Consider the following 17,217-nt stretch of genomic DNA (forward strand, 5'->3'; position numbering starts at 1 on the left):
GGGCCGGCGTCGTCCTCGGCGTCCTCGGGCCGGGGGAGGCGTGCGCGATGATGGGTCCATGCGCTCCGACGACGTCGCCCCCGCCTCCGCCCGTCCCTCCGGCCTGGACGACCCCGCCGTGCGTGGGCCGATCCGCCGTTACCAGGCCATGACGGCCGGGACGGGGCTCGTGAGCGCCGCCGCCGTGGCGGGCGTCCTCGGGCTGCAGTCGGACCCGGGCTACGCGCGCGAGGTCCTGCAGTCCCGCACGTGGGGCCAGTACGAGGTGAGCGCGCAGCAGGTCCAGGACTTCCTCACGCCGCCCGGCGGGGCCGTCCTCGGCGCCGTGGGCGTGCTGCTGACCGCCGCCCTGCTCGTCTGGGCTGCCCAGCGGCTGTGGGGCGCCACCCGCTGGCTGGGCACCGCCCTGGCCGGCGTCGGCCTGCTCAGCGCCGTGTTCTGGGCCGTGGACGGCGGTCGCATGGCCGCCCGCGGCGCGTCCGGGATGGCAGTGCTGGTCGCCGTCGGCGCCATGGCGGTGTTCTGCGCGGTCTGGCTGGTCACGGCGCATTCCAAGGCCGTCCGCGAGGCCTTCCTCGGCTGAGCCGTGCCGCGCCCGGCGGCCCGCACGACGACGGCGGCCCGCCTCCCCGGAGGGAGACGGGCCGCCGTCGTGCGTCAGAGGCTCAGAAGGAGCGGGCCAGGATGGCCTGCTTGACCTCGGCGATCGCCTTGGTCACCTGGATGCCGCGGGGGCACGCCTCGGTGCAGTTGAAGGTGGTGCGGCAGCGCCACACGCCCTCCTTGTCGTTCAGGATCTCCAGGCGCATGTCGCCGGCGTCGTCGCGCGAGTCGAAGATGAAGCGGTGCGCGTTGACGATGGCGGCCGGGCCGAAGTACTGGCCGTCCGTCCAGAAGACCGGGCACGACGAGGTGCACGCGGCGCAGAGGATGCACTTGGTGGTGTCGTCGTAGATGGCGCGGTCGGCCTGGGACTGGTAGCGCTCCTTGGAGGGCTCGTGGCCCTTGGCGACCAGGAACGGCATGACCTCGCGGTAGGACTGGAAGAAGGGCTCCATGTCCACGATGAGGTCCTTCTCCACCGGCAGGCCCTTGATCGGCTCGACCGTGATGGGCTGGGACAGGTCCAGGTCCTTCAGCAGGGTCTTGCAGGCCAGGCGGTTGCGGCCGTTGATGCGCATGGCATCGGAGCCGCACACGCCGTGGGCGCAGGAGCGGCGGAACGACAGGGTGCCGTCGTGGTCCCACTTGACCTTGTGCAGGGCGTCCAGCACGCGGTCGGTGCCGAACATGGTGAGGCGCCACTCGTCCCAGTAGGACTCCTCGGAGGACTCCGGGAGGAACCGGCGCACACGGAGGGTGATGTCGAAGGACTCGATCTCGCCCATGCCGCCGTCCTGGCCCTGGGTCTGCTGCGCCGGGGCCGCGGGGGCCTGGGTCTCGGTTGCTGCGTGGCTCATCAGTACTTACGCTCCATCGGCTGGTAACGGGTGACGACGACGGGCTTCGTCTCGAAGCGGATGCCCTTCACGCCCTCCATCTCCGCGGTCTCGTCGCGGTAGATCATGGTGTGGGCCATGAAGTTGGCGTCGTCGCGGTTCGGGTAGTCCTCGCGGTAGTGGCCGCCGCGGGACTCCTTGCGGCCCAGGGCCGCCAGGGTCATCGCCTCGGCGATGTCCAGGAGGTAGCCGAGCTCCATGCCCTCGAGCAGGTCGAGGTTGAAGCGGTGGCCCTTGTCCTGCACGGACACGTTCTCGTAGCGGTGGCGCAGCTCCTCGATCTTGGCCAGCGCGCGGCGGATCGAGTCCTCGTCGCGGAACACCTGCATGTCGGCGTCCATGGACTCCTGCAGCTCGGCGCGGATGTCCGCGACGCGCTCGGAGCCGGTGGCGGAGCGCAGGTTCTCGATGTGCTGGACGGTCGGCAGCTCGCCGCCCTCGGGCAGCTCCACCCAGTCCGCCTGCGCGGCGTACTCGGCGGCGTGGATGCCGGCGCGGCGGCCGAACACGTTGATGTCCAGCAGCGAGTTGGTGCCCAGGCGGTTGGAGCCGTGCACGGACACGCAGGCGACCTCGCCGGCGGCGTAGAGGCCCGGGACGACGGTGTCGTTGTCCTGGAGGACCTCGGCCTTGACGTTGGTCGGCATGCCGCCCATGAAGTAGTGGCACGTCGGGAACACCGGCACCGGCTCCGTGTAGGGCTCGACGCCCAGGTAGGTGCGGGCGAACTCGGTGATGTCCGGGAGCTTCTCGTCGATGTGCGAGGGCTCCAGGTGCGTCAGGTCGAGCAGCACGTAGTCCTTGTTCGGACCGGCGCCGCGGCCCTGGCGGACCTCCTCGGCCATGGAGCGGGCCACGATGTCGCGCGGGGCCAGGTCCTTGATGGTGGGCGCGTAGCGCTCCATGAAGCGCTCGCCCTCGGCGTTGCGGAGGATGCCGCCCTCGCCGCGGGCCGCCTCGGAGAGCAGGATGCCCAGGCCGGCCAGGCCGGTCGGGTGGAACTGCACGAACTCCATGTCCTCCAGCGGGAGGCCGGCGCGGTAGGCGATCGCCATGCCGTCGCCGGTGAGGGTGTGGGCGTTGGAGGTGGTCTTGTAGACCTTGCCCGCGCCGCCGGTGGCGAAGATGACGGCCTTGGCCTGGAACACGTGGATCTCGCCGGTGGCGAGCTCGTAGGAGACGACGCCGGCCACGCGCTTCTGCGTGTAGGGGGTCCCGTCCTCGCGGGTGGCGTCCTCGTCCACCAGCAGCAGGTCCAGCACGTAGAACTCGTTGTAGAACTCGACGTCGTGCTTGACGCAGTTCTGGTAGAGGGTCTGGAGGATCATGTGGCCGGTGCGGTCCGCGGCGTAGCACGCGCGGCGCACGGGGGCCTTGCCGTGGTCACGGGTGTGGCCGCCGAAGCGGCGCTGGTCGATCTTGCCCTCGGGTGTGCGGTTGAACGGCAGGCCCATCTTCTCGAGGTCGAGGACCGCGTCGATGGCCTCCTTGGCCATGATCTCGGCGGCGTCCTGGTCCACCAGGTAGTCGCCGCCCTTCACGGTGTCGAAGGTGTGCCACTCCCAGTTGTCCTCCTCGACGTTGGCGAGGGCGGCGCACATGCCGCCCTGGGCCGCGCCGGTGTGGGAGCGGGTCGGGTAGATCTTGGTGAGGACCGCGGTGCGGGCGCGCTGGCCCGACTCGATGGCGGCGCGCATGCCCGCGCCGCCGGCGCCGACGATCACCACGTCGTACTTGTGAACCTGCATTCAGGTGTCTCTCTCTCAGTGTCAGGGCCCGACGCGCGCTGCCGGGGGGCGGCGGCGTCCGGCTCCGGGTGTGCTCGGTGCCGACGTGGGTCAGCGGCAGATGGCCGGGGAGCCCTCGAGGAGGGCGCCGGAGGCGTCCACCATGCACGGGTCGAAGGTGAAGATCACCAGGGAGCCGAGGACGATGATCACGGCGGTGGCCACGTAGAGGATCATCGAGAGCCAGAAGCGGACGCCGTCGCGCTCCGCGTAGTCGTTGATGATGGTGCGGACGCCGTTGGCGCCGTGCAGCATGGCCAGCCACAGCAGGGCGAGGTCCCAGAGCTGCCACAGCGGGTTGGCCCACTTGCCGGCCACGAAGCCGAAGTCCAGGCCGCTGATGCCGTCGCCGACCATGAGGTTGGCGAAGATGTGCGCGAACACGAGGACGACGAGGAACACGCCGGACACGCGCATGAAGAGCCACGCGAGCATCTCGAAGTTGCCCTTGCCGGACTCGCCGCGGACGTACTTGGAGTCGAGGCGGCCCGTGCGCGGAGCCGCGAGGGGGGTCTCAGCGGTGGTGCTCATGGTCAGTGGCCTCCGAAGGCGATGGAGAGGTGACGGACGGCGAAGCCCAGGAACAGGACGGCCCAGACGGCCAGCACGACCCACAGGAGGGTCTTGTGGTGCTTGGTGCCGCCCTTCCAGAAGTCGACCAGGATGATGCGCAGGCCGTTCAGGGCGTGGAAGAGGATCGCGGCGACCAGCGCGGTCTCGCCCAGGGCGAAGTACCAGGTCTTGTACGAGCGGATCACGGCGTCGTAGGCCTCCGGGGAGACCCGCACCATGGCGGTGTCCAGCACGTGGACGAGCAGGTAGAAGAAGATGACGACGCCGGTGACGCGGTGGCCCACCCAGGACCACATGCCGCCGTGGCCCCGATACAGGGTTCCGCGGCCGTTCTTGGCCGGGGCCTGCGCAGTGGCGCTAGACACGGTTGATACCTCCAGGGGAATGCTCCGCCCCGAGGGGGACGCCGGATGGCGCGGACGGGCACGGATGCGAGTGGATTCCACAGGACAGAGTAGACCCTCGGCCGCCCGTGGAGCACGGGCGGGGCGGTGTGTGTCACCGGCCGTGGGCGGGGGCGGTGGGGGTCCGGATTCGTGCCGCGTCCGGCGCGTTCCCTACCCTGGCCCTGTGAGCATCGACCCGACCGCGGCGCAGAGCGCGCCCAGCCAGCCCAGCGCGTCCGCCCTCGAGCGCTTCCACGCCGTGATCCCCGCCGGCGGCGTGGGCACCCGGCTGTGGCCACTCTCCCGGGCCGCCGCCCCCAAGTTCCTGCACGACCTCACCGGCTCGGGCCAGACCCTGATCCGCGCCACCTGGGACCGGCTGGCCCCGCTCGCGGGCGGCATCATGGTGGTCACCGGCCGGGCGCACGAGGACGCGGTCTGCCGGCAGCTGCCGGACGTCGGCGCCGCGGACCTCGTCCTCGAGCCGGAGCCCAAGGACTCGGCCGCCGCCATCGGGCTGGCCGCCGCGATCCTCTGGCTGCGCGACCCGGACACCATCATGGGCTCCTTCGCCGCGGACCAGGTGATCGGCCCCGTGGACGTGTTCCAGGACGCCGTGCGCCAGGCCGTGGAGACGGCCGCCACGGGGCGGATCGTCACGATCGGCATCACCCCGACCCACGCCGCCACGGGCTTCGGGTACATCCGCACCGGCCGGCGCCTCTCCGTGGCCGGCGCGCCGGACGCCCACGACGTCGCCGCGTTCGTGGAGAAGCCCGACCAGCGCGTGGCCGAGCGGTACGTGGCCTCCGGACGGTACCTCTGGAACGCCGGCATGTTCGTGGCGCCGGTCGCGCTGATGCTCCAGCACCTCGAGGCCAACGAGCCCGAGCTCCACGCGGGCCTGACGGAGATCGCCCGCGCCTGGGAGACGCCGGAGCGCGACGCGGTCATGGCGCGGGTGTGGCCGGGACTGAAGAAGACCGCCATCGACTACGCGGTGGCCGAGCCCGCCGCCACGGCCGGCGACGTGGCCGTCATCCCCGGCGCCTTCACCTGGGACGACGTCGGCGACTTCGCCGCCATCGCCCGCCTGAACCCCGTCAAGGACGGCTCCGGCGTCACCGTCATCGGCGACACCCCGCGGGTGTACTCCGACTCGGCGACGGGCGTGGTGGTCACCGACACTTCCCGCGTGATCGCGCTGATCGGCGTCGAGGACGTCGTCGTGGTGGACACCGGGGACGCGCTGCTGGTGACCACCACCGAGCATGCGCAGGACGTGAAGAGGACCGTGGAGTCGCTCAAGGCGCAGGGCGCCGACGACGTCCTCTGAGTCGCCCGGGGCGGGGCGGGGGGTCTCCCCGCGGGGTAGGGTGCGGGGCCATGACCACCTCCGAGTCCGTCGTCACGGGGACGGCGCCGCGCCTCGCCCCGCCCTCCGTCGCGCCCGTCGTGCAGCAGTTGGAGGAGCACGTCACCGCGTTCCGGCGGGATGTGCACCGGCACCCCGAGCTCTCCTACGAGGAGTACCGCACGACGGACCGGATCGTGGAGACCCTCGCGGAATACGGCCTCAACCCCGTCCGCCTCGAGGGCACCGGCGCCTACGTGGACCTGGGGGAGGGGCCGGTCGTCCTGGGGCTGCGCGCGGACATCGACGCGCTGCCGGTCGAGGAGGAGACGGGCCTCCCCTACGTCTCCGTCAACGACGGCGTGGCGCACGCGTGCGGGCATGACATGCACACGGCCGTCATGCTCGGCACCGCCCTGACCCTGGGGCGGATCCTCCGCGGCGCGGCGCCCACTGCGGAGCTGCGCGCCGTGGGCGAGCGGGCGCGCGGCCGGGTGCGCGTGATCTTCCAGCCGGCCGAGGAGCGCCTGCCCGGCGGATCGCTCGCGGTGATCCGCCAGGGCGTGTTGGAGGGTGTGCCGCGCGTGCTCGCGGCCCACTGCGACCCCCACTTCGACGTCGGCACGATCGGCACGCGCATCGGTGCCATCACCTCGGCCGCGGACACGATCAGGATCACCCTCACCGGCCGCGGCGGGCACACCTCCCGGCCGCACCTCACCGAGGACATGGTGTTCGCCCTCTCGCAGATCGCGGTGAACGTCCCCGCGGTGCTGTCCCGGCGCATCGACGTCCGCTCGGCCGTCTCCGTGGTCTGGGGGCAGATCGCGGCCGGCTCCGCGCCGAACGCCATCGACAACACCGGGTACCTGGCCGGCACCATGCGGTGCCTCGACGCGGGCGTCTGGGAGGAGGCCGGCGCCCTGCTGGACGAGGTCGTCACCCAGGTCGCCTCCCCCTACGGCGTCCAGGTCCAGCTCGAGCACATCCGCGGTGTGCCCCCGGTGGACAACGCGGAGGCCGAGACGGCGCTCATCGAGGACGCCGCGCGTCGGGAGCTGGGCGCCCACGCGATCGCGCTCACCCCCCAGTCCATGGGCGGCGAGGACTTCGCGTGGATGACCCAGAAGGTGCCCGGGGCGATGCTGCGCCTGGGCACGCGCACCCCCGGCGGGCCCACCTACGACCTGCACCGCGGGGACTACGCCCCCGACGAGCGGGCGATCGGCGTGGGCATGCGCGTCTTCGCCGCGGCGGCCCTCGACGTGCTCGCCAAGCCCGCCCGCTGACGCGGCCGGGGACCGTCCGGGGCGTCTGGGTGACGGGGGCGACAGAGGAGAACAACGGGTAAACTCCTGCGCGACGGGCGCGCGGGACCTCGACGAGGACGCCGCCGCGCCCCCGCCGCCCCTCCGGGGGCTTCGTCTCGCTCCGCGCCTTCCGAAAGAGGACCCCATGGGCATCGTCTCCCCCCTGGCCGGCCGTCGCCGCCTCGCCGTCCCCGCCGCCCTGCTCAGCTCCGGCCTGCTCCTGGCCGGCTGCGGCGCCCCGCCCGCCGAGAACTCCGGCTCGGCCTCCGGCTCCGGCGCCGCGGTCTCCGCGGACGCGGCCGCCGGCTCCGACAACAAGGACTACAAGTCCTGCATCGTCTCCGACGCCGGCGGCTTCGACGACCGCTCCTTCAACCAGTCCTCCTACGAGGGCCTGAAGGCCGCCGAGGAGGCCTACGGCATCGAGACCAACAAGGCCGAGTCCAAGGACGCCTCCGAGTTCACCCCCAACGTGAACGCCCAGGTCAACGCCCAGTGCGACTCGATCATCGGCGTCGGCTACATGCTGGGCGACACGATCAAGCCGATCGCCCAGAAGAACCCGGACATCCACTTCCTCGGCGTCGACGTCACCGCGGACGGCTTCTCCGACAACGTGAAGAAGCTGACCTACGACACCGCCCAGGCCGCGTTCCTGGCCGGCTACGTCTCCGCCGGCATGACGAAGACCGGCACCGTCGCCACCTACGGCGGCATGGAGATCCCCACCGTCACCGTCTTCATGGACGGCTTCGCGGCCGGCGTCGAGCACTACAACGAGGTCAAGGGCAAGGACGTCAAGGTCCTCGGCTGGGACCGCGAGGCCAAGACCGGCTCCTTCACCGGCGACTTCGACAACCAGGCCAACGGCAAGACCAACACCGCCAACTTCATCAACCAGGGCGCGGACATCGTCATGCCCGTCGCCGGCCCCGTGGGTCTGGGCACCCTGGACGCCGTGAAGGAGGCCAACGCCGGCGGCAAGTCCGTCGCCGTGGTGTGGCCGGACTCCGACGGCTACGAGTCCACCAAGGACGGCGCCCTGATCCTCACCTCCGTGGTGAAGAACATGGGCCAGTCCGTCTCCGACGTGATCGGCCAGGACCTCAAGGGCGAGTTCTCCGCGGATCCCTACGTGGGCACCCTGGAGAACAAGGGCGTCGAGCTGGCCCCGTTCCACGACTTCGACTCCAAGGTCCCGCAGGAGCTCAAGGACGAGGTCCAGACCCTGCAGGAGGACATCATCTCCGGCAAGGTGAAGGTCGACTCCGAGTACTCCCCGAAGTCCTGACCCCACCCCCTCCGCGGGGGATCCGGACTCCCCGGGGCCGACGTCGGCGGGCCGCCACGGTCCGTCGTCGTCGGCCCCGTCCCGCGTCCGCCGTCCCCGAGACCAGGAAGGCCACCATGAAGCTCGAGCTGCGCGGCATCACCAAGCGCTTCGGCTCCTTCGCCGCCAACGAGGACGTGAACCTGACCGTGGAGTCGGGGCGCGTGCACACGCTGCTGGGCGAGAACGGCGCCGGCAAGTCCACCCTCATGAACGTCCTCTTCGGGCTCTACGAGCCCACCGAGGGCCAGATCCTGCTCGACGGCGAGCCCGTCGCCTTCTCCGGCCCGGGCGAGGCGATGCGCGCCGGCATCGGCATGGTCCACCAGCACTTCATGCTGGTGCCCGTGTTCACCGTGGCGGAGAACGTCGCCCTCGGCGACGAGCACACCCGTGGCGCCGGCGTCCTGGACCTCGAGGCCACCCGCCGGAAGATCCGCGAGATCTCCGACGCCTACGGCTTCGACGTGGACCCCGACGCCGTGGTCGAGGACCTCCCCGTGGGCGTGCAGCAGCGCGTGGAGATCATCAAGGCCCTGGTGCGCGACGCGCGGATCCTCATCCTCGACGAGCCGACCGCCGTCCTCACCCCGCAGGAGACGGACGAGCTGCTGGCGATCATCCGCCAGCTGCGCGCGGACGGCACGGCGATCGTCTTCATCTCCCACAAGCTGCGCGAGGTCAAGGCGATCTCCGACGACATCACCGTGCTGCGCCGCGGCCGCGTGGTGGGCACCGCCGACCCCTCGGCCTCCGCGGCCGAGCTGGCCTCGCTGATGGTGGGCCGCGACGTCGTCCTGAACCGCCGGAAGACCGCGCCGCAGCTCGGCGAGGAGACGTTCCGCGTGGAGCACCTGACCGTGGTCTCCCCGACCGGCCAGGTGCTCGTGGACGACGTCTCCTTCGGCATCCGCCAGGGCGAGGTCCTCGCCGTGGCCGGCGTGCAGGGCAACGGCCAGACCGAGCTCACCGAGGCCATCATGGGCCTGCAGGCCAAGGCCGCCGGCTCGATCCGCCTCGACGGGCGCGAGCTGCTCGGCCGCTCGACCCGCCAGATCATCCACGCCGGCGTCGGCTACGTCCCCGAGGACCGCTCCACCGATGGCCTCGTCGGCAGTTTCTCCGTGGCGGAGAACATGGTCCTGAACCGGTTCGACGTCGCCCCCGCCGGCTCCGCCGTGCAGCTGCGCCCCCGCGCCGTCCGGGAACTCGCCGAGCGCCGCGTGGAGGAGTTCGACGTCCGCACCCAGGGTGTGGACGTGCCCGTCTCCTCCCTCTCGGGCGGCAACCAGCAGAAGGTGGTGATGGCCCGCGAGCTCGTGGACGGGCTGCGCCTGTTCATCGCCTCGCAGCCGACGCGCGGCGTGGACGTGGGCTCGATCGAGTTCCTCCACGACCGGATCATCGCCGAGCGCGACGCCGGCACCCCCGTGCTGATCGTCTCCACCGAGCTGGACGAGGTCCGCGAGCTCGCCGACCGGATCGCCGTGATGTACCACGGCCGCATCGTGGACATCGTGCCCGGGGACGCCTCGCGCGAGCACCTGGGCCTGCTCATGGCGGGCCAGACCGCCGAGGACACCCACCAGGAAGGAGCCCGGGCATGAGCACCGCCGTGGCTTCGCGCCCCGCCGGGGCGCGCACGCAGGAGGACGGCTCCGCTCTACGGCGCCTGGCCTCCTCCAACGGGGCGGTCACCGTGCTGGCCGTCCTGCTCTCCCTCGTCATCTCGGCCGTGCTGATCGTCGTCACGGACGAGGACGTCCAGGACGCCGCGGGCTACCTGTTCGCCCGCCCGCAGGACGCGCTGACCGCGGCCTGGAAGGCGGTCTCCGGGGCGTACGCCGCGCTGTTCCGCGGCGCGGTCTTCAACTACGAGGCCGACACGTTCACGGACATGGTCCGCCCGCTGACGGAGACGCTGACGGTGGCCACCCCGCTGATCATCATCTCCCTCGGCGTGGCCGTGGCCTTCCGGGCCGGCCTGTTCAACATCGGCGGCCAGGGCCAGTTCATCTTCGGCGCCATGGTCGCCACCTGGACGGCCGTGCACCTTCCCCTGCCGTTCGGCCTGCACCTGCTCGTCGTCCTGCTGGCCGGCGTCGTGGGCGGCGTCCTCTGGGGCGCCGTGGTGGGCGTGCTCAAGGCCTGGACCGGCGCGCACGAGGTGATCCTCACGATCATGCTCAACTACGTGGCCGTCAACGTCCTGGCGTACCTGCTGAACACGCCGGTGCTGCGCCGGGCCGGCACCACCAACCCGGTCTCCGAGTTCCTCCCGGAGAGCGGCATGTTCCCGAAGCTGCTCGGCGACGGGTACCGCCTCCACTGGGGCTTCGTGCTCGCCCTGCTCGTCACGGCGTTCACCTGGTGGCTCATGTCCCGCTCGACGCTGGGATTCCGCCTGCGCGCGGTGGGCGCCAACCCGGCAGCCGCCCGCACCGCGGGCATGTCCGTCAAGGGCACCTACGTGGCCGCGATGGCCATCTCGGGCGGCCTGGCGGGCCTGGCCGGCATGACGCACGTCTCCGGCACGGAGAACGCGCTGAACACCTCGGTGGCCGGCTCCTACGGCTTCGACGCGATCACCGTGGCCCTCCTGGGCCGCTCCAACCCGGTGGGCGTGCTGTTCGCGGGCCTGCTCTTCGGCGCCCTGCGCGCCGGCGGGGTGACCATGCAGACAGAGACCGGTGTGCCGATCGACATCGTGCTCGTGGTCCAGTCGATGATCGTGCTGTTCATCGCGGCCCCGCCGCTCGTGCGCGGCCTGTTCCGCCTGCCCGCCCCGGGCGCGGCGCGGGCACGCCGCACCGCCGACGTCGTCACCCAGCCGGCCGTGGCCGGCGCCGCGGTCCCCGGCGCGGCCGGCCTGGCCTCCGTGCCGTCCGCCCAGACCCAGGACGCCGCCGCGACCGCCGTCGCGGCCGACCCCGCGGATCCCGTCGCCGGGACCGGCCCGCACCGTGAGAAGGGACAGGACCTGTGAGCACCGCAGCACCCGCGCGCGAGAGCGCGACCCCGTCCGAGCGGGCCGGCGCCGCGTCCTCCGGCGTGGTGGTCCGCCACTGGAGCACCCCCGTCCTGCTGAGCGTGTTCACGCTCGTCTCCCTAGTGGTCTTCGCGCTGGGCGCCTCGGACTCCACGGCGGTGTTCCGCATCTCCGAGGCCTCCGACGCGGTCCGGCTGCCGGACCTCTTGGCCGACCCGGCCGTGACCGGCTGGGCGCTCACCGCCGTCATGGCCGCGATCACTGCGGCGGCATGGGTCCTGACCCTGCGCGGGCGACGTCTGCCCGGCTGGGCCGCGGGCCTGTTCGCCCTGGCCTTCACGGCCGCGTTCCTGGTGTGGGTGGTGGGCGCCGCGACCAACAACGAGGTGTTCCTCACCGGCCTGATCGCCGGCTCCTTCACCCTGGCCGTGCCGCTGATCTTCGGCTCCATGGCCGGCATCCTGTCCGAGCGCTCCGGCGTGGTGAACATCGCGATCGAGGGCCAGCTCCTGGCCGGCGCGTTCATGGCGGCCGTCGTCGGCTCCCTCACCGGCTCCCCGTGGGCCGGCCTCGGTGCGGCGATCGTGGCCGGCGTGCTGGTGTCCTGGCTGCTGGCGGTGTTCTCCATCAGGTACCTGGTGAACCAGGTCATCGTCGGCGTCGTGCTGAACGTGCTGGTGGCCGGCCTGACGAACTTCCTGTTCTCCACCGTGCTCACCGCGGACTCGGACCTGAACGCGCCGCCGCGCTTCCCGGACCTGCGCATCCCCCTGCTCGCGGACATCCCGGTCATCGGGCCGATCCTCTTCGACCAGACGATCCTGGGCTACCTGATGTACGCGATCGTGGCCCTGCTGTGGTTCGGCCTGTTCCGCACCCGCTGGGGCCTGCGCGTGCGCGCCGTGGGCGAGCATCCGAAGGCCGCGGACACCGTGGGCATCGACGTGAACCGCACCCGCTACGTCAACGTGCTGCTCGGCGGCGCGGTGGCGGGCATGGGCGGCGCGTTCTTCACGCTGGTCTCCGCGTCCTCGTTCTCCAAGGAGATGACGGCGGGCCAGGGCTTCATCGCCCTCGCCGCGGTGATCTTCGGCCGGTGGAACCCGATCGGCGCGTTCTTCGCGGCGCTGCTGTTCGGCTTCGCGACCAACATGCAGTTCGTGTTCGCGATCCTGGGCACCCCGGTGCCCAGCCAGTTCATGGCCATGCTCCCGTACCTGGTGACGGTGTTCGCCGTGGCCGGCCTGGTGGGACGCTCCCGCGGCCCGGCCGCCGCGGGCGAGCCGTACGTGAAGGAGTGACCCCATGACCGGCACGACGACGCCGCCCGCCTGCGCCGCCCCCGTGGCCGAGGCCGACTGGGACCGGCTGCGCGCGGCCGCGGCCGACGCGATGGAGCGTGCGTACGCCCCCTACTCGGGGTTCCGGGTGGGGGCCGCGGCGCTCACCGAGGACGGCCGCCTGGTGAGCGGCTGCAACGTGGAGAACGCCGCCTACGGCGTGGCCCTGTGCGCCGAGTGCGCGCTCGTGGGGCAGCTGCACATGACGGGCGGGGGCCGGCTGCGGGCCTTCCTGTGCGTGGGCGGTGACGGCCGGCTCATCACCCCGTGCGGGCGCTGCCGGCAGCTGCTCTGGGAGTTCCGCGCGCCGGGGCTGGCCGTGCTCACGGCGGCCGGCGTCACCACCGTCGAGGCGCTCCTGCCCGAGGCGTTCGGCCCCGACGCCCTGGAGGCCTGAGCCTCCGGCGCCCCCGACCCGCGCCCCCGTCCACGAGCCGTCCGGGATCCTCCCGGGCGGCTCGCGGCGTCTCTGGCTAGGCTGGGGGCTCCGGCGGTGCGCGCCGCCGGAGCCGACGACGCCGGAAGGGGCCCCGCCGCCATGACCACCACCTCCATGCCCGCCCAGCCCGCCGCTCCCGAGGCCTTCGACGCCATCGAGGTCATCCGCCTCAAGCGGGACGGCCACCGGCTGGACCCCGAGCGCATCGACTGGGTGGTGGACGCGTACACGCGCGGCGTCGTCGCCCCCGAGCAGATGTCCGCCCTGGCCATGGCCATCCTCCTCAACGGCATGGACCGGGAGGAGATCGCCCGCTGGACGGCCGCGATGATCGCCTCGGGCGAGCGCATGGACTTCTCCGGCCTCTCCGCCCCCGACGGGCGCCGCCTGGCCACCGCGGACAAGCACTCCACCGGCGGCGTGGGGGACAAGATCACCCTGCCCCTGGCGCCCCTCGTGGCGTCCTACGGCGTGGCGGTGCCCCAGCTCTCCGGCCGGGGCCTCGGCCACACGGGCGGCACCCTGGACAAGCTGGAGTCCATCCCGGGCTGGCGCGCAGACCTCACGAACGACCAGATGATGCGCCAGCTCGGCGAGGTGGGCGCCGTGGTCTGCGCGGCCGGCGCGGGCCTGGCCCCGGCGGACAAGAAGCTCTACGCGCTCCGGGACGTCACGGGCACCGTGGAGGCCATCCCGCTGATCGCCTCCTCGATCATGTCCAAGAAGATCGCCGAGGGCACCGGCGCCCTCGTGCTGGACGTCAAGTGCGGATCCGGCGCGTTCATGAAGGACGAGGCCTCCGCCCGCGAGCTGGCCCGCACCATGGTGGACCTGGGCCGCGACGCCGGCGTGGACACCTCCGCGCTGCTCACCGACATGTCCGTGCCGCTGGGCCTCACCGCCGGCAACGCCCTCGAGGTCCGCGAGTCCGTGGAGGTGCTCGCCGGGGGCGGGCCCGCCGACGTCGTGGAGCTCACCGTGGAGCTGGCCCGTGCGATGCTCGCCGGCGCGGGCGTCACGGACGTGGACCCGGCGGAGAACCTGGCCAACGGCAAGGCCATGGACGTGTGGCACCGCATGATCCAGGCGCAGGGCGGCGACTCGCACGCCGAGCTGCCGGCGGCCCGCCACCAGGAGACCGTCACCGCGGACGCGGACGGCGTGCTCACCGAGCTGGACGCCATGGCCGTCGGGCTGGCCGCGTGGCGCCTGGGCGCCGGCCGCGAGCGCCAGGGCGAGCCCGTGCAGGCCGGCGCCGGCGTCGAGCTGCACGCGCGCCCCGGTGACGCCGTGCGGGCCGGGCAGCCGCTCATGACCCTGCACACGGACACACCGGAGCGGTTCGACCGCGCCCGCGCGGCCCTCGCCGGCGGCTGGGCCGTCACCGCCGCAGACGAGGCCGAGGCCGCCGCGCTGCGCTCCCGCTCGGTGATCCTGGACCGGATCGGCTGACCGCCGTGGTGCAGGCGCTGGAGCAGGCGATCCTGGCGGGGGCGTCCCACCCGTGGGCGCTGCCGCTGGCCGCGCTGCTGTGCCTGCTGGACGGGCTCGTGCCCGTCTTCCCGTCCGAGTCGGTCCTCGTGGCGCTGGCCTCGATCGTCGAGGACGGCCGGCCCTTCCCCCTCGCGGCGCTCTGGGCGGCCGGATTCGTCGGGGCGTTCCTCGGCGACGTCGCGGCGTACGGGGCGGGCCGCGGCGTCGGGGTGACCCGCTTCCGGTGGATGCGCCACGGGAGGGTGCGCCGGACCATCGTGATGGCGCGCCGGAACCTCGACTCCCACGGGGCGCTGCTGCTGTTCACCGCGCGGTTCATCCCCGGGGGCCGTGTGGCCGTGAACCTCGCGGCGGGGGCCATGCACTACTCGCCGTGGCGGTTCGTCGGGCTGGACCTGGTCTCCACGGCCCTGTGGTCCGTGTACTCGATCGCGATCGCGCGCCTGACCGTGGGGTGGCTGGACAGCACGGTGCTCCGCATGGCCGTCGCCGTCCTCGGCGCGGCCCTCGTGGGGCTCCTGCTGGACCGCGCCGTGAAGGCGCTGCTGCGCCGCCGCCTGGCGCGGGACGGGCACCGGCTGGGCGCGGACGAGCAGGCGGCCCTGCGGTAGAGTCCGGCCACGTGACGATCTCCTCGCAGACCCCGGCGGACGCCGCCCCCTCGCCCCTGACGATCGACCTCGGCGCCCTGCCGAAGGTCTCCCTCCACGACCACCTGGACGGCGGCCTGCGCGTGGCCACCGTGCTCGAGCTGGCCCGCGAGGCCGGCGTCGAGGTCCCCGCGGACACCGTGGACGGCCTGGCCGACTGGTTCGCCGAGCACGCCAACGGCGAGTCCCTGGAGAAGTACCTCGAGACGTTCGCCTTGACCACCTCCGTCATGCAGACGCACGAGCAGCTGCGCCGCGTGGCCCGCGAGTTCGTCGAGGACCTCGTCGCGGACGGCGTCGTCTACGGCGAGATCCGCTGGGCCCCCGAGCAGCACCTGGCCAGCGGGCTGACCCTGGACGAGGCCGTGGAGGCCGTCCAGGAGGGCCTCGACGAGGCCGTGGACGCCGCCGACGAGGCCGGCCACGTGATCCGCGTGGGCCAGCTCGTGACGGCCATGCGCCACGCGGACCGCGCCCAGGAGATCGCCGAGCTGGCCGTGCGCCACCGGGACCGCGGCGTCGTCGGCTTCGACATCGCGGGCGCCGAGATCGGCTTCCCGCCCTCCCGCTTCGCGGACACCTTCACCTGGCTGGCCCAGCAGCACCTGCCCGTCACCGTGCACGCCGGCGAGGCCGAGGGCCTGTCCTCCATCCAGGACGCGCTCGTCTCGGGCCGCGCCCTGCGCCTGGGCCACGGCGTGCGCATCGCGGACGACATCCAGGTGGAGTTCGGCGGCCTCGACGAGGACGGCGTCCCCGTGGACGCGGACACCGGCATCGTGGACCTGGGCGAGACCGCCGCGTGGGTGCGGGACCGCCAGATCGCCCTGGAGATCTGCCCCTCCTCGAACCTGCAGACCGGCGCCGTGGACGCCGCGGCGGGCATCGCCGGCCACCCGATCGACCTGCTGGTCCAGCTCGGGTTCCGCGTCACCGTGAACACGGACAACCGCCTGGTCTCGAACGTCTCCCTGACGGACGAGCTCTACCTGCTGGCCGAGACCTTCGGCTACTCCCTCTCCGAGCTCCTCGACCTGCAGCTCAACGCCGCCGAGGCGGCGTTCCTCGCGGTCGACGAGCGCGAGGACCTGGCCGAGATCCTCGTGTCCGGCTGGGGCGAGGTCATCTCCGGGGCCGGCGGCACCGTCGCCCTGGAGGAGCTCGAGGCGGACACCGACGACGAGGCGGACGCCTGATCCCCGCCCGCCGCACCGCGCCGGCCCCCCTCCGCCGCGGAGGGGGGCCGCGCCCGTGAGCGACGCCGTCGACCGCCTCGTGGCCACCACCGAGGCCCTGCGCACACACTGCCCGTGGACGCGCGCGCTCACGCATCGCTCGCTGACGCAGTACCTGGTGGAGGAGGCCTACGAGGCGCTCGCCGAGATCGAGGCCCGCACGGACGCCGAGTGGGCGGACGTGCCCGCCCGCCGCGCGGACGGCTCCTACCCGGCGCTCGCGGGCGAGATGGGGGACGTGCTCTTCCAGGTGGTGCTGCACGCGGCGGTGTCCCGGGCCCCGGACGCGCCCGCACCCGCCGCGGGCTTCCGGCTCGACGACGCCGCGGACGCCCTCACGGCCAAGCTCGTGCGCCGCAATCCGCTCGTGTTCACCCCGGACGGGGCGGTGCGCCCGCCCGCCGAGCTGGAGGGGATCACGCCCGAGGCCGTCGAGTTGGCCTGGGAGCGCGTCAAGCGCGCCGAGCGCGCCGCGGCGGAGGGCGGCGGGGCGCCCGACGGCCCCACGGGCGCCCCTCGGCCGGACGACGTCGGCCTCGGTGGGATCCCGGCGCACCTGCCGGCCCTGGCGGCGGCCTCCGCCGTCGTGGATCGGGCGGCCCGTCAGGACGTCGACCCGCTGGCCGGTCACGTCCCGCTGCCGGAGCGCACGGGAGAGGCATGGGAGGACGAGGCCGCGCTGGGGGCCGAGCTGTTCGAGACGGTGCGCCGGGCGCGGGCCGCGGGGCTCGACCCGGAGCGGGCGCTGCGCGGCGCCATCGCGTGCGTGCGAGCGGGCGACTGGGACGCGCTGCGCCGGTAGGCTGGCCGCGTGCCGCAACGCCGCGCGCA

The 17,217-nt window shown here is 73.0% G+C and carries 16 protein-coding genes; 12 read left to right on the plus strand and 4 right to left on the minus strand.

Annotated features, from left to right (window positions below; translation table 11 throughout):
• Window positions 1-58: 58 nt before the first annotated feature.
• Entirely contained in the window at window positions 59-583 is a 525-nt protein-coding gene (locus tag MHY29_RS03350; RefSeq protein ID WP_239238226.1) for a hypothetical protein, read from the plus strand.
• 82 nt (window positions 584-665) lie between these two features.
• On the opposite strand, the gene MHY29_RS03355 is transcribed toward MHY29_RS03350, so the two are convergent.
• The 4 genes from MHY29_RS03355 to sdhC all read right to left on the minus strand — a co-directional run bounded on the left by MHY29_RS03355 (window position 666) and on the right by sdhC (window position 4,224).
• Window positions 666-1,460 (minus strand): succinate dehydrogenase iron-sulfur subunit, encoded by a 795-nt coding sequence (locus MHY29_RS03355; protein ID WP_224355525.1) that lies wholly within the window; start codon window positions 1,458-1,460, stop codon window positions 666-668.
• Window positions 1,460-3,247, minus strand: a complete 1,788-nt coding sequence (gene sdhA / locus MHY29_RS03360; protein WP_224355524.1) for a succinate dehydrogenase flavoprotein subunit — start codon at window positions 3,245-3,247, stop codon at window positions 1,460-1,462. The genes MHY29_RS03355 and sdhA overlap by 1 nt, the downstream gene beginning before the upstream one ends.
• A 90-nt stretch (window positions 3,248-3,337) precedes the next feature.
• Complete coding sequence (locus MHY29_RS03365) at window positions 3,338-3,817, minus strand: succinate dehydrogenase hydrophobic membrane anchor subunit (protein ID WP_224355523.1); 480 nt, start codon at window positions 3,815-3,817, stop codon at window positions 3,338-3,340.
• Window positions 3,818-3,819: 2 nt separating this feature from the next.
• Window positions 3,820-4,224: a succinate dehydrogenase, cytochrome b556 subunit gene (sdhC, locus tag MHY29_RS03370; RefSeq protein ID WP_224355522.1), complete on the minus strand. Its 405-nt coding sequence runs from the start codon at window positions 4,222-4,224 to the stop codon at window positions 3,820-3,822.
• A 205-nt stretch (window positions 4,225-4,429) separates the two neighbouring features.
• Between sdhC and MHY29_RS03375 the strand changes: the two genes are divergently transcribed.
• The 11 genes from MHY29_RS03375 to MHY29_RS03425 all read left to right on the plus strand — a co-directional run bounded on the left by MHY29_RS03375 (window position 4,430) and on the right by MHY29_RS03425 (window position 17,188).
• The gene (locus tag MHY29_RS03375) at window positions 4,430-5,581 is read left to right on the plus strand and encodes a mannose-1-phosphate guanylyltransferase (protein ID WP_370643434.1); all 1,152 of its coding nucleotides are present in this window, start codon (window positions 4,430-4,432) and stop codon (window positions 5,579-5,581) included.
• 50 nt (window positions 5,582-5,631) lie between these two features.
• Window positions 5,632-6,888, plus strand: coding sequence for an amidohydrolase (locus tag MHY29_RS03380; RefSeq protein WP_239238227.1), 1,257 nt, complete (start codon window positions 5,632-5,634; stop codon window positions 6,886-6,888).
• A 166-nt stretch (window positions 6,889-7,054) separates the two neighbouring features.
• Window positions 7,055-8,200: a BMP family protein gene (locus tag MHY29_RS03385; RefSeq protein ID WP_224355520.1), complete on the plus strand. Its 1,146-nt coding sequence runs from the start codon at window positions 7,055-7,057 to the stop codon at window positions 8,198-8,200.
• Window positions 8,201-8,316: 116 nt separating this feature from the next.
• Complete coding sequence (locus tag MHY29_RS03390; protein WP_224355519.1) at window positions 8,317-9,846, plus strand: ABC transporter ATP-binding protein; 1,530 nt, start codon at window positions 8,317-8,319, stop codon at window positions 9,844-9,846.
• Complete coding sequence (locus MHY29_RS03395; RefSeq protein WP_224355518.1) at window positions 9,843-11,225, plus strand: ABC transporter permease; 1,383 nt, start codon at window positions 9,843-9,845, stop codon at window positions 11,223-11,225. The genes MHY29_RS03390 and MHY29_RS03395 overlap by 4 nt, the downstream gene beginning before the upstream one ends.
• Complete coding sequence (locus MHY29_RS03400) at window positions 11,222-12,529, plus strand: ABC transporter permease (protein ID WP_370643435.1); 1,308 nt, start codon at window positions 11,222-11,224, stop codon at window positions 12,527-12,529. The genes MHY29_RS03395 and MHY29_RS03400 overlap by 4 nt, the downstream gene beginning before the upstream one ends.
• A 4-nt stretch (window positions 12,530-12,533) precedes the next feature.
• Entirely contained in the window at window positions 12,534-12,965 is a 432-nt protein-coding gene (locus MHY29_RS03405; RefSeq protein WP_224355517.1) for a cytidine deaminase, read from the plus strand.
• Between the two features lie 156 nt (window positions 12,966-13,121).
• Window positions 13,122-14,459: a thymidine phosphorylase gene (locus MHY29_RS03410; protein ID WP_224356854.1), complete on the plus strand. Its 1,338-nt coding sequence runs from the start codon at window positions 13,122-13,124 to the stop codon at window positions 14,457-14,459.
• Between the two features lie 5 nt (window positions 14,460-14,464).
• Entirely contained in the window at window positions 14,465-15,112 is a 648-nt protein-coding gene (locus MHY29_RS03415) for a DedA family protein (RefSeq protein WP_224355516.1), read from the plus strand.
• A gap of 17 nt (window positions 15,113-15,129) precedes the next feature.
• On the plus strand, window positions 15,130-16,347 hold the full coding sequence (locus MHY29_RS03420) for an adenosine deaminase (RefSeq protein WP_224356853.1): 1,218 nt from the start codon (window positions 15,130-15,132) through the stop codon (window positions 16,345-16,347).
• A 55-nt stretch (window positions 16,348-16,402) separates the two neighbouring features.
• Window positions 16,403-17,188, plus strand: coding sequence for a MazG nucleotide pyrophosphohydrolase domain-containing protein (locus MHY29_RS03425; RefSeq protein WP_224355515.1), 786 nt, complete (start codon window positions 16,403-16,405; stop codon window positions 17,186-17,188).
• Window positions 17,189-17,217: the final 29 nt, after the last annotated feature.

The organism is Micrococcus sp. ACRRV, from assembly GCF_022346985.1.
In the GTDB taxonomy this organism is placed as follows: Bacteria; Actinomycetota; Actinomycetes; order Actinomycetales; family Micrococcaceae; genus Micrococcus; species Micrococcus porci.